Raw genomic sequence first — 12,423 nt, 5'->3', positions numbered from 1 at the left:
GGCGGGTTATTTTATATATGCTCTAAATTCAAATCGTTCACACATAAACCAACTGCCGGCAATCTTGATTGTCTCTGGGGAATACCCCTCCACCCACCCGCCATAATCCATTAGGTGACCTATCGGGTCCGGGTCTTCCCGATACCAGACCGATACCTTTGATTGTGCTAAGGCCACCGTGAAGAATTCTATACCGCTCTCCAGCACTTTATAGGTAGTCCCCAAACAATCACTCCTTATGTAAAATACCCCACCAAAACTTGGCAGGGTACACTCCATTACAACTATCTTATCGCTACTGGAACAATGTGTAAATGCTACTTCTTGGTAGAATATTCGCTTACTTCAAAGGTTAATATCTTATCGAAGATCACATATTCAGTACGCTTAGCAAATGGACCTTTGTTATTACTATGTTTATCAATCGCGAACTTGGCTGGGCCTGAACCGGCATCTTTAGTATCGTACCATTTTAGAAAGGCATTCACTTCTACTATTGAGAGGTCGAATTCCTTCTCGATACCAGTTGTTAGAGTGATGGTAAGGACAGCACGATCACCAGATGGTTCTGGATCAGGTACTACTAAACCTTGAGGTTTCGCAGATACTTCATTAGAGTAATTACTTTGTCCATTTGCGTTTAATGCCGTAACCACATAATAATAAGTAGTAGCATTAATTACAGTAGCGTCAGTATAAACTGTACCAGTTACATTAGTAACTATTGTTTCATATGGTCCTCCGGCAGTTGTGCTTCGTTTAACATTATAACTGGTTGCATTAGAACTCGCCTCCCAACTCAAATTCACTTTTGAATCTCCCGGGTTTGCCGTTAAATTTGTAGGAGATATTACTTGTGAACTCACTAAATATCCAGTTTCGTTAATGTCTAAAGCATCGAATTCAAAGAGGTTTGACGATGAAGAATTCACAGCACTTACAACTACTGTATGTACTTTGTTTTCCAAGTTATTTTTTTCAAAAAGAAGTGTTGTTATCTGAGCCGCACCTTTAGCTGAGTATGTATAATTTATTCCATCGATATTTACTGTTACTAAAGAATGTCTATCGCCTCCTCTATAACTGGTCAGTCTTAGGCTAGTACCAAAGAAGCTAAATTTCACTGAATGTAGTGAAGCATTCATTGTGAATTTTTCACTCCCTGAGTAATTGCCTGAAGTTGGCACTAACCAGGCCGGCCCTTCAAAAACAAATCCAGAAGCAGTTTCTTCGTATCGCTTCCAACCTGGGTCAGGAGCAGGTAATGGTTGTCCTACTTGGGTAATTTGGGTAGTGGTAGTTGCTGCATATGTGCTTGATTGAAATGAAAAAAACGACACCATAACAATTAAAGACAGAACTAATTTTGATACTGTATTTTTCCAACTCTTCAAAAAAATCATCTCCTTTAATATGTATACATCAAGCCTACACTAAAAAAAGGCGAACAAACAGTCTGTTGTTATACATTTATTTACATTACACTCAAGGGTTACTAAGGAAATATGTGGGTTATAGTCTATGAACAAAAAAAGCCCATCAATTTAAGGGTTTGGGCTTTTACTTTTGCCGATGCTTTCGGACTACCTGTTTAACATACACTCTTAAGGCAATCATACAATTATATAGATTAATCCTCATTGTCCAAGAGCATCTCCCATTTCTTTCATACAACATAATGGAGGAGGCGATACTTATGACAATTCAATTTGTAGATCTAAGAATTTCGAACTCGGCGAGTTCGGATGCAACACCAGTAACAATCCCTTTGGCAGCTACACCATTTGTTTTTGGAGATATCGGCATTCAAACTGCAGGTATTCCAGTAGAGAACCAAAGTAACGTGCGTGTCCTTTTAGCTGGGTACGCAAAAACCGAAAACAATCCTCTCTTTAACACCAACACCATTAATGTCCGAAGAAATGGCATTATTATTTTCACAACAACATTTGGAGTTGCCATCAGTAGAGAAAATGAGGCTTTTGGTTTTACAGCAGTTGATAACCCGCCAGCAGTAGATGTAGCCACAGGCCAAATTCAATATACTGCTGAAATATTCACTAACGCAGCTGCCACAGATGTATTAAATAACATCCAAGCTAGAAACTTTAGCGGAGTAGCTGGCGCAGGTAATTTTACCGGATAAATGCTATAAGCCCGCCGACCATTAAGCCCGGCGGGTTATTTTATGTATGTTCTAAATTCAAATCGTTCACGCATAAATCAACTACCGGCAATCTTAATTGTCTCTGGTGAATCCCCCTCAACAATGCCACCATAACGTTCACTCCCATGTAGACTGATAATTCCTTTAAACTTTTCCGTTGTTACTCATTAAGCGTATATAAGGCCTCCGTAAGTAAACTCATCAAATTTTCTATATCATAAAAGTCTCCAATAAAAAATGCTTTTATCTTATGAACTGGACAGTCAAAAGTTCTTGTCGAAAAATCGTAACATAGAAAAATAACCCAATCGGCGATGGTCTGTTATCCTTAAGTTCTCACACTAAAAGGAAGGACCACTGAATGGGTTACGAACAAATGTGTACCTCATTTCCGAGCGATTGACCATACCTATGCTCAAAATATTAAATGAACTGTTACTTCCCTTCCGTTCCTGCTTTTCCAGACAGGCTACGTTCGAGTGGTTTGTCGTTTTCGTCATCGGCTTTATGCTACGCTCCGACCATCTGGGTTTGACTTCAGTTATTCGGGATCTCTCCCTGAGTGGCCGTTGCTATGAAACGCTCCTTCACTTCTTTCGTTCTTCGGCCTGGTCTTTGCCCTCCTTGCGGCAGATGTGGCTTTAGGTCGTTCGCCGGGCTTCTTAGAGCTGTAGAAGTTTTCACTGTCCAGTTTAAATACAATCCGTAAAAAATAATCTTACATCAACATTCCACCATCAACATTTATAACCTGACCGGTAATATATCTAGACCTATCGGAAACCAGAAACAAGACACAGTCAGCCACATCATCAGGAGTTCCATATGATTTGACTGGAATCCTCGACAACATTTCTTTAGATACTTCATCAGAAAGTGTATGAGTCATATCAGTAGAAATATATCCTGGGGCAATAGCATTTACAGTTATACCCCTCTCAGCCAATTCTTTCGCAGCAGTTTTTGTAAGACCTATCATACCAGCTTTTGAAGCAGAATAGTTTGCCTGTCCAGCATTCCCCATAAGTCCCACTACACTAGCGATATTTACGATTCTACCCGACTTGTTCTTTAACATACGTTTTGAAACATGTTTAATACAGTTAAATGCTCCTGTCAGGTTTATTCCCAATACTAAATCCCAATCCTCCTTTTTCATCATTAACAATCCAGCATCACGTATTACACCCGCATTATTAACTAAAATATCTATTTTATTAAATGTCTTTATCACGGCTTTAACTACCTCTTTTGTTGATTCCTCACTAGATACATCATGCTTTAATCCTAAAGTCTCAATACTATAAGTCTTTGCTATTTCATCTGCAGTCTGTTTTGCTAACTCTTCATTTGTACCCGTTATAACGACTTTCGCCTTCTCTTCTGCCAATCTTTGTGCCATTGCACGACCGAGTCCACGAGTTCCCCCCGTTATTATCGCTACTTTATCCTTTAAACCTAAATCAGCCATAATTATTCTCCTCCTATTTATTCAGTTATGAATCAGTTGATTAATGTTTTTTAAAATGAGAACCAATCCTATAGTGACCGCTATAAAATATAAACCAGTAATAACTGATATGATTATGCCTACAAATGAATTCCAAAAAGCAAAGTTAACGATAGCACTCACATTCTTCATATGAGAATCAACTAATACATCAACACTTACGTTCTCTTTATAATACTTAAGCAACTTATTAATCATGCTTTGCCTACACCTCAATATTTTAAATACAAACTAAATGTAAATATAACTCATCTGGAACATTATGTATGTGACGATAAGGAAAATTTTCCCTAACTCAAAGAAAATACCCCACCAATACAGGCAGGGCACGATACCTTCGTTACAACTCTTTTGTCGTTACTAGAAACAATGTGTAAATACTATTCAGCAGAATATTCATCTACACTGAACGTAAGAATCTTATCGAAGATCACATAATCTTTGCGGCTTGTAAACGGGCCCTTGTTATTGTTGTGCTTATCAATGGCATAAGATGCTGTTCCTGAACCGGCTTGCTTATTTTCGTACCATGCAATGAAAGCATTCACTTCTTGCATGCTCAAATCAAATTCTTTTTCCAGTCCAGTATTCATCGTTACAACCAGAATGGCACGATTACCCACCGGAGTTTCCGGTGTTGGTGATGGCAATACAGTTGGTGTTGGTTCTACAGTTGGTTCTGGAGTAGCAGTAATTTCCGGTGTAGGCTCTGCAGTGGGTGCAGATGTTGGTTCTGGTAAAATATTATAAACGTTCATCTCAGCAATTTTATATGTAATTGTGCTAGTCTGGTAAACTGATATTCTCGTTACATCAGTTATAGCTTCAGGCAAATAATATATTTGCTCTGTTCCAGCATTTGGACTTAATGGAATATGTGACACTAATGTACCAGCACTGTTCCAATATGCCAAGAAAACAGGTCCATTATCATAATTAGTAATATGCATTTTATATGCATTAATAGTCACGGCTTTTGGAAAATTATAAAAAATCGTATCCTGTACAGGACCAGACCTTTCATAAGGTAGACTAAAGACTGTTGAAACATCATTATCTGTTGCCATTGATGTTGACCCAAGCACATTTGTAATACTGGTACCAGTTAACATTGTTACTCCATCCAATAACCCGACGGGCTGTTCTGCTGCTTTGGTTACTCCTGGAATAAGAATAACCAACAATGTACATAACACCAAAAAACCGGCAATCTTTTTCTTCAAACCTTTCAACTCCTTTAATATGTATGCATCAAGCCTACACTAAATAAAGGCGAACAAACAGTCTGTTTATCGATAGGAATTCACAATACACTTAAGGGTTATTGAGGAAATATGTGGATTTTTATCGTGGATATGTACTCTATATCACCAATCTTAAATAAAATAGCGCCTTTAGATAAAAGGCGCTACTGAAACAACAAAGCATAAACAATTTGTTAGCATGGTTATAGATCTTTTGCCCATGTGCCCCCCTTATCGTTACTGCACTATCTGCTGCAAGTGCAATAGCTTGTTTGTTAAGTACACCAATCTCCGCTGTCATTCAAACGCCACTCTCAAATTTTTCTATTTTTATAGAAATACGACATTAATACCATAAATTTATTCCGACCATATGTTCCATTCAGAATTATTATTTTCATTTTGTATAAAGTGATCTCTTTTTACATATGTGGGGCATTCACCAGACAAATTAACAACCAAAAAATAAAAAATGCCCACCAGCCGAAGCCAGTGGGCAAAAGGTATCACGTCGTATTTTTACGCATAAAAAAAGCCACTCCGTTGAGCGACCATCACTAATGCTTCATTTTGTTAATTGCCTCTACGATGTTTTCTTTTAAATACAAGTGTTTCACAGGTAAAACAACATCCTTAACATCTAACACTTGAACGCCCTGAGTACGTGCCGCTGTTTCTACTGCCTCAACAAATGACATCCTGTTATCTTCGACGTTCACTCGGATGTTATGAACATCCCATAGATCAAGAACCAGAGTATTGTTTGTTTGTTCCATAGCAGACAACTCCTTTCAGCATTTTCTCTATTGTGTCACAATGCGTCAGGTTTTGCTATATATAATATTTCATAAAAATACTCAAGATTCGATACTTGGAGCTACTGAATTTTTTCTCCTAACGTCCGTATAGCACCGGCAGGCATAAAGAAAAAAGTCCACCAGCCTAAGCCAGTGGGTAATATATTTACCGATTAGTATTTCATCACTTAGCAATAGTCTTCATATAATATCCGACACAAATTATTCATATTAAAAAGACTTTGGTCCAAGGATTTTCTATAATAAGTTAATATGAAACATATTTTATAATTATAGGGAGGTATTTAAGGTGAAAAAGTCATTAACAGCTCTTCTTTCTGCCGGAATCTTATTATCCAGTTTAGCGCCTGCTGCATCGGCCGAGTCAGTAATTGAGAATCAGCAATCCAATTACGATTCACAGTATCAACTTTCCCTTCCATCTTTTGCGACAGCTGCCACATCATCAAGTTGGAATACTACTTTAGCAAAAGGAAAGACTGCTAACAGTAAATCTTTTAAACTCGATAAAAGTTCAACAGTCACTATAAGCATAGACCAACACCCTACCAGTGGGAAAGAGAATGTAAAATTTAGATATACTCTTAAAACGGTTAGTGGAAATTCAGCTGGATCTTATGACGTTAATTATAATACTGGTGACAAATACGGGGACCCTGCTCAAAATTCATGGAAAAACGTTTTGCCTGGAACATATGTTATCGAAATAGTAAATATCGGTGATATTACAGGTTCATCTGATGGTGACGTGTATACCACAGCCTCGAATTAAATAAAAAAACTTACGGAAGCTTGGTACACGCAGAGCTTCCGTAAGTCTCCCAAACACTTAAGAATTCACTCTTTATCCGTGTAACCCTTGCCAACTTCCGGGTTGCTCACAATGCCCAACACTACCAGGATACCTAACACTGCATTTACCGCAGCCGTAATTTGATCATACTTTTCCGGTGCCAGCTGCTCCCCAAAGATCACCCCGACCGTTTGCACACCCAGATCCTTAATTGAGACAAAGTCCCCACTCAAATCCGAGTACTTTGGCCTCTCGCACCACCTCTGACCAGTCTGCCATTCCGTCAGCATCACCATCGCGCTCCAGGTTGAACCCAATCGTCAATCAAGGCAGCCAAACCAACAACAAAAAGGACGGTGATTTTACGCACACCGCCCCAAAACATAATATCGCTGCTGACTGTCTTAGTCTTAAACGCTCCTGCAACCCCACTGACGTAATCAGCCAGCATGAGAACAACAAGAAATTCTAATGGCTTATCATACCCTCCCAACCAGCCCGCAGCCATTGCCAATAGCCCGGCCCCTGCGCTGGTTGCACCTGCGACAATCTCCCGGCTGCTCGATCCTATGGCCGCCGTATAAACAGTAGTAACGATATTTTTACTATGATTGAGCATTCCCCCTGCTCCCTTCCTCAACATAAAACCCCCGGTCAGCGTCCGAGGGCAAAATAAAAGACACGCCTATTGAGACGTGCCTTTGCTGCGCAGTATGGTCCTTATAAACTTTGAGAAATTATTACTTATAGCTTTCATTTGCTAAAATAATTACTTGTTCCTCATTGGCGGACTTCCCTATTTGTTTCGTATTTTCAACCAATCGAAAAATATTATCACAACATTGCTTAGCACCCATTACTAATAAAGGAACACCAATAAAATCAATTTTTAATCCTCTTGAGAAGAACCCTCCGATTGACATCGGGATAGGCACCGTGGGTGAAGTATTAGAGAATATTATTTTTTCTTCAAAATGATATTTACTTTCAAGTAATAAGCTTAAGTCTCTTAAAGCTGGGACTACAAGTTTCGATGACTTCCTACCGATTGTATAAACGGAGTCTCCATGTTCATCAATTCCGTGAAAAATAATCTTACCAAAATCATTTTTCGTCAACTTATTGAAAAATTTAACATTCAATATTTCCTCAGTAGTTAATTTCCGCTCAGACTGAGTAATTTGTTTTAAATGATAAGCTGCTGCCAAAGCTGTTGTATGTGTCCCACCATAATCATTATAGATATAAATCATAATATCATCCTTCATATTTTTCTATTATGATTATTCCCATTTTTTTATGATGTAATTCGTTTAATTAATTTTAAACCCTAATTACAGGTAATTGCTCAATCAGTTTTATCAATTTTTTTCATTTGTAAAATTCACTCCTTCTAACTGTGTGTGACATTGCAATTAGTTGATAGGGTTTCACCTTCATTACAATTCATGTTAGTCAAAAACCTATCATCGTATGGTCTCTGAGGGCAAAATAAAAACGCCTTAAATCGGCGCTGTGCAGGTTTGCTTCTCACTAAGTTGATTCTTTCAACTTTTCTTTTGGTTCCGGTTCTTCTTTAGGTTGTATCGCGGCCAACATTTCACCGACTGCATGATCAACCTGTTGTAGGATTTCTTGCTGTCTTCCTGGGAAAAAGCTTAGAACCGAAATTATGGATTCGATAAGTTCATCTTCTTTACAACCACCAATGACATTCGCCTCCTCGTATAATAGATTTACGGTGTTTTGGACAAGAGCACCGTATGAAAAACTTGTTATCCTGCAAAGAATGTGGGATTATGAGCGTAACAGACAGAGGGCGCAGTAACTCCTCCTTGGGGTATAGCCTCGAACGAAAGAATTGCGCCTCTGTCCTTACGGTTAGATGCGAATGAGCTGGATAGCGTATAGCGCTGCATCATTTGACCGCTGTTGGCGCGGTTTCTCGTAAAATGTGCAACATTATTTTTACGATTCTCAGAGAAAACAGGCCGTATGAAGCCACGCCGCCCAAAAGAATGAAGGAGGAATTAACATGAAACTTTGTGGGGTATGCATCCTGACCGACAATGCGCCGCGCCTCGCTTCTTTTTATGAAATTGTACTCAAGGAGTCTCCGGTTGTAGACGGACAGCATTATGGATTCGACAGCGCTCAACTTGCTGTTTACAATCCGGGCAATGTGAACGTGGTCAATGACAAAAATATGTCTCTTATGTTTTATGTCCACGATGTCTTGGCTGAATATGACCGTCTAATGAAAGGAATCCCCGACATCGGCATTACCTCTCCACCTAAATGCAGACCGTGGGGCGCCTATTCTTTTTGGTTCCTTGATCCCGACGGAAATACGGTAAGCTTTATTGAGAAGAAAGACCTCGAAAGTTAATATTTCCTATTGACTTCTTATAGCTGGTCTTTCAGGCAAAAATAATAACCATCCAGTTATGAATGGTTACGCAATGCCGTTTTGCTTTTCGTATATTTTAATCAGCCATGTGTCATTCTGCTTGAACTGGATACCTCGGTCTTCTAAATCTCTATTAAGGGCATTGGCGGACTTAAATCCGATTTCCTTTGCAATCTCCGTGGCAGTATAAGTTTTGTTGACATGCATCAGAATGGCATTTGTACATTCGACTTGTATTCGCGCGGCCCGTTCTTCTTTGAGTTTGGTTAGCAGTTCAATGCCGAAGTCCGGGTTATTCAATATGTTGTCGATTACATTGTCCGTGGCGTAGATTCCATGTTTCTGAATCGATGGAAGAATGTCTTCGTACAACCAATCTTGCAACGGCATTGCTTTGGGCTGGGCAGACTGTCCAAGAACGCGGTTAAGCGAAAGATTTGATATGAAATTTTTCTCCTGTGTTATGCAGTTTTCTAATATCTTGATTCAGTTTGTCGCGGTCTCTCCTTGATACTCAAGCACAGTAGCCACATCTTTCGCACGGATCAGGAAGTCGCCTTTGAATTCAATATTAATGTCAGCCTTCGTGAGGATCATCACTTCATGCTGCCCTTCAAAGAAAAACATACTACTTTCACTCATTTTTAGTTCCTCCGTTCAATTTTGGACATAAAAATAAGCCCACGAGTTATCGAAGGCTTTCTACTATTAAGCTTATATGTGATTCGATGCTTCCCTGCTACGGATTTACTACAAATCACTATATCCCCAAATCTTTAAATTGCAATCACGCACGACAATTTCCCACAATACAAAATAAAGGCCCCTCCATAGGAGAGACCTTCTTAGTTATAAGGATATAGTTGTTTATATACTGTAGTACTACGGTTTATTGATGTTATTCACCAAGTTGAGCTTTTAACTCTGCAATCTCAGCTTTCAACTTTTCGTTCTCGGCATTAAGGCGCAGGATCTCACTTGCCGTTCTCTTAAATGATTCTGTAGATTATTGATTATCCTAATTATATCCAAGAGGCCCACGACATGAAAGAAAAATAATGAGCCCGTAAACGTTCCACCACCGCTATTCGCATTTGCTGGATTTCCGTGAATGTGATCAGGCAATGTTACGCTATGGGAGTGACTTGCATTCGCTTTTCCTGCTAATGCCGTCCATGTGGCATCGAGTTCTGAAGCTGTTACGATTCGATTTCCGGGTAAGTTCGATCCTATATAACTATCACCGTTCAGGGTTATGACCATTCCTGTAAGAGACAGGTAAAGACCACTGTCAATACGGATATCATTACCAGCGCGTATTTTTAACAGATGGCTATTATCTGATGACACATATGAAATGTATGCCTGATAACCACTGGAATTCACGAACTCGATCCGTCTGTCATTCTCTTCCCCAATCAAACCCATATACAGATTATTACCAATCGTGCCTGTAAGAGTAATCTTTCGTGCTACTACGTTTCCCTCCATGTCTACTCGAAATGGTGAATCATTAAAGTTGGCATTACCGGCTGCAAGGCCTGTATGGTTCAGTAGAATGATTTCATTCCCACTGCCAATACTCAGAGAATCGAAATTACCGATCTGTCCGACAATACGTTCTCCCATCACGCCGTCTGCTGTTACTGCTGCTTTCAGGGTCTGCCAGCCATCCGTAGAGATTCCAAGACCGGCTGATGTTAAACGCACCTGGCGTAATTGGTTAGTCTTGTCCTGAGCCAAAATCCCGCCTTCTGGTGGGTAGATCAATTCTGTTTTAGAGTTATTGATATCACGGACAGCCAACCGTGCAAACTCTTCAAAAGCAGCCGCCCGGATTCTACCTCCGCTGAAAAGATTCTGTACGGTGTTCTTGCTTTGCTCCAGCTCAGTTTGTATATCTCTTTCGTCACGCAGCATGACGTTAGCTACAGTGGCTTGTGCATGTTTATCCATAGAGTAAGGATACTCAGTTAATTCTATGATCCTGATAGGTTAGGCCTATAAGCTAATGATTTGACCGGACAAGTAAATAGCACAGCATGTACTTTCGCGGAGTATTGTAGAATACACCTTCTTCTAGCCAGGTCACCCAACCTATATTAAGCAGACTTACTATAGGTTATACTTATAAGCAATCATGTTCATTCAAGGAGCTTACTAATGGAACTAAGACAATTACAGTATGCACTGCAAATCGCGGCGGAACGGAACTTCTCCCGTGCTGCGGATAAACTGCATATCGCCCAGCCCTCGCTCAGCCAGCAGTTGTCCAAGCTGGAGAAAGAGCTTGGGGTCATGCTGTTTCAGCGCAATACTAGCTCGGTAGAGCTTACCCATGCCGGGCACAAGTTTGTGGAGCAGGCAGGAGCGATTATCGACGCCGTGGAGCTGCTGCGCCAGGAAATGTCTGATATTTCCCAGCTTCGTACGGGAAGCGTGGTGGTAGGCAGCATGCCGATCACCGGAGCACATCTGCTGCCCCATGTACTCCCTGTGTTCAAGCGGAAATATGCCGATGTGGAAATTACACTGCTTGAGGATTCTTCAATGAATCTTGAGAAACTGACTGCAAGCGGCCAGACTGATCTCAGCCTGCTTTCGCTCCCGCTGGAAATCCCCACTCTTGCTTACGAGGTGCTTGGTGAAGAACGGATTGATCTGGCCGTACCGCCGGAGCATCCTTTGGCTTCCCGAAGCACAAAGGGTACACGCACCTCTCTCGAAGAATTAAAGGATGAGCCGTTCATCGTGCTTAAAGAAGGCCAGGGGTTCCGCAAAATGACGGTGGAGCTATGCCGCGAAGCCGGATTTGAGCCGCGCATTGTGTTTGAAAGCAACAATATGGAGACGGTTCAATCCCTCGTAGCTACCGGAATGGGCGTTACACTCGTGCCACACTTTATCGCCCGTGCCCCGCGCAGCGAATTTGTGCCCGTCTATCTGCCGCTGGCCGAACCTGTGCCAAGCCGCACCCTGGTGATCGCGTACCGCAGGGGCCGCTATTTGTCCAAAGCCGCAGAAGCCTTCATTGGCACTTTCAAAGCAACCGTTGCCGGTCTGGCGGATGAGTAGTACAGAACGAAATGATTTTGTGTCCCTTTTAATTAGAAATGCCCTTTCGGCTCCGGCAAAGGAAACGAAAGGGTATTTTTTGTATTCAAGTATGAATAAGATCCTATCTTCAAGTCAGCTCAATACGAGCCACCCGCGATTTGCGCAAATTATGCTGGGTTATCAGACGGTTCTGATCATCCGTCATACGGGACATAATATTTGGAACTCCAGCTATTCCCGAAAAATATTAGTTCGTTCTCCCTTTGCAAACTGCACTTTACCGTGGTATTCTAAATGTCAAATAGTGAAACGTGCAGACGGGACCAGTAAGAAAATGTCTCTATCCGCGAGCAGAGAGTAAATTCCGGCAGGCTGAGAGAATTTACCGCGGTTGTCATTTCTGAATCCTACCCCCGAGCGGCCT

The 12,423-nt window shown here is 40.8% G+C and carries 14 protein-coding genes; 4 read left to right on the top strand and 10 right to left on the bottom strand.

The annotated features are described in order from the left end of the window. Positions 1 to 317: 317 nt before the first annotated feature. Positions 318 to 1,394 carry a fibronectin type III domain-containing protein gene (locus NYE29_RS22025; protein ID WP_340897468.1) on the bottom strand — a complete coding sequence of 359 codons (1,077 nt, stop codon included), beginning with the start codon at positions 1,392 to 1,394 and terminating at the stop codon, positions 318 to 320. A gap of 302 nt (positions 1,395 to 1,696) precedes the next feature. On the opposite strand from NYE29_RS22025, the gene NYE29_RS22020 reads away from it, so the two are divergent. Next, positions 1,697 to 2,146, top strand: a complete 450-nt coding sequence (locus NYE29_RS22020; protein ID WP_076109808.1) for a hypothetical protein — start codon at positions 1,697 to 1,699, stop codon at positions 2,144 to 2,146. A 739-nt stretch (positions 2,147 to 2,885) separates the two neighbouring features. Here NYE29_RS22020 and fabG read toward each other — a convergent pair. The 3 genes from fabG to NYE29_RS22005 form a co-directional block, all read right to left on the bottom strand. After that, entirely contained in the window at positions 2,886 to 3,638 is a 753-nt protein-coding gene (gene fabG, locus NYE29_RS22015) for a 3-oxoacyl-[acyl-carrier-protein] reductase (protein ID WP_340897467.1), read from the bottom strand. A 419-nt stretch (positions 3,639 to 4,057) separates the two neighbouring features. Continuing rightward, the gene (locus NYE29_RS22010; RefSeq protein ID WP_340897465.1) at positions 4,058 to 4,900 is read right to left on the bottom strand and encodes a hypothetical protein; all 843 of its coding nucleotides are present in this window, start codon (positions 4,898 to 4,900) and stop codon (positions 4,058 to 4,060) included. A gap of 578 nt (positions 4,901 to 5,478) precedes the next feature. After that, positions 5,479 to 5,697, bottom strand: coding sequence for a hypothetical protein (locus NYE29_RS22005; RefSeq protein ID WP_076109812.1), 219 nt, complete (start codon positions 5,695 to 5,697; stop codon positions 5,479 to 5,481). 331 nt (positions 5,698 to 6,028) lie between these two features. Here NYE29_RS22005 and NYE29_RS22000 point away from each other — a divergent pair, with 331 nt between their 5' ends. Continuing rightward, positions 6,029 to 6,511 (top strand): hypothetical protein, encoded by a 483-nt coding sequence (locus NYE29_RS22000; protein ID WP_340897464.1) that lies wholly within the window; start codon positions 6,029 to 6,031, stop codon positions 6,509 to 6,511. Between the two features lie 65 nt (positions 6,512 to 6,576). Here the strand turns inward: NYE29_RS22000 and NYE29_RS21995 are convergent, their stop codons facing one another. The 3 genes from NYE29_RS21995 to NYE29_RS21985 all read right to left on the bottom strand — a co-directional run bounded on the left by NYE29_RS21995 (position 6,577) and on the right by NYE29_RS21985 (position 7,785). Further along, positions 6,577 to 6,822 carry a holin gene (locus NYE29_RS21995; protein WP_340897463.1) on the bottom strand — a complete coding sequence of 82 codons (246 nt, stop codon included), beginning with the start codon at positions 6,820 to 6,822 and terminating at the stop codon, positions 6,577 to 6,579. Next, positions 6,822 to 7,151, bottom strand: coding sequence for a phage holin family protein (locus NYE29_RS21990; protein WP_340897462.1), 330 nt, complete (start codon positions 7,149 to 7,151; stop codon positions 6,822 to 6,824). The genes NYE29_RS21995 and NYE29_RS21990 overlap by 1 nt, the downstream gene beginning before the upstream one ends. A gap of 121 nt (positions 7,152 to 7,272) precedes the next feature. Beyond that, positions 7,273 to 7,785 (bottom strand): DUF3189 family protein, encoded by a 513-nt coding sequence (locus tag NYE29_RS21985; RefSeq protein ID WP_340899770.1) that lies wholly within the window; start codon positions 7,783 to 7,785, stop codon positions 7,273 to 7,275. Between the two features lie 782 nt (positions 7,786 to 8,567). On the opposite strand from NYE29_RS21985, the gene NYE29_RS21980 reads away from it, so the two are divergent. Continuing rightward, a complete protein-coding gene (locus NYE29_RS21980; RefSeq protein ID WP_076109816.1) occupies positions 8,568 to 8,921 on the top strand; it encodes a VOC family protein in 354 nt (117 codons plus the stop codon). 66 nt (positions 8,922 to 8,987) lie between these two features. On the opposite strand, the gene NYE29_RS21975 is transcribed toward NYE29_RS21980, so the two are convergent. From NYE29_RS21975 to NYE29_RS21965, 3 genes are all read right to left on the bottom strand, one after another. Continuing rightward, positions 8,988 to 9,332, bottom strand: a complete 345-nt coding sequence (locus tag NYE29_RS21975) for a hypothetical protein (protein ID WP_340897461.1) — start codon at positions 9,330 to 9,332, stop codon at positions 8,988 to 8,990. Positions 9,333 to 9,428: 96 nt separating this feature from the next. Continuing rightward, complete coding sequence (locus NYE29_RS21970; protein WP_340897460.1) at positions 9,429 to 9,584, bottom strand: hypothetical protein; 156 nt, start codon at positions 9,582 to 9,584, stop codon at positions 9,429 to 9,431. 297 nt (positions 9,585 to 9,881) lie between these two features. Then, a complete protein-coding gene (locus NYE29_RS21965) occupies positions 9,882 to 10,898 on the bottom strand; it encodes a hypothetical protein (RefSeq protein ID WP_076109818.1) in 1,017 nt (338 codons plus the stop codon). Between the two features lie 207 nt (positions 10,899 to 11,105). On the opposite strand from NYE29_RS21965, the gene NYE29_RS21960 reads away from it, so the two are divergent. Next, on the top strand, positions 11,106 to 12,017 hold the full coding sequence (locus NYE29_RS21960; RefSeq protein ID WP_076109819.1) for a LysR family transcriptional regulator: 912 nt from the start codon (positions 11,106 to 11,108) through the stop codon (positions 12,015 to 12,017). Positions 12,018 to 12,423: the final 406 nt, after the last annotated feature.

The organism is Paenibacillus sp. FSL M7-1046, from assembly GCF_038007405.1.
In the GTDB taxonomy this organism is placed as follows: domain Bacteria; phylum Bacillota; class Bacilli; order Paenibacillales; family Paenibacillaceae; genus Paenibacillus_AQ.
This window is presented reverse-complemented; position numbering and strand designations above follow the sequence as displayed.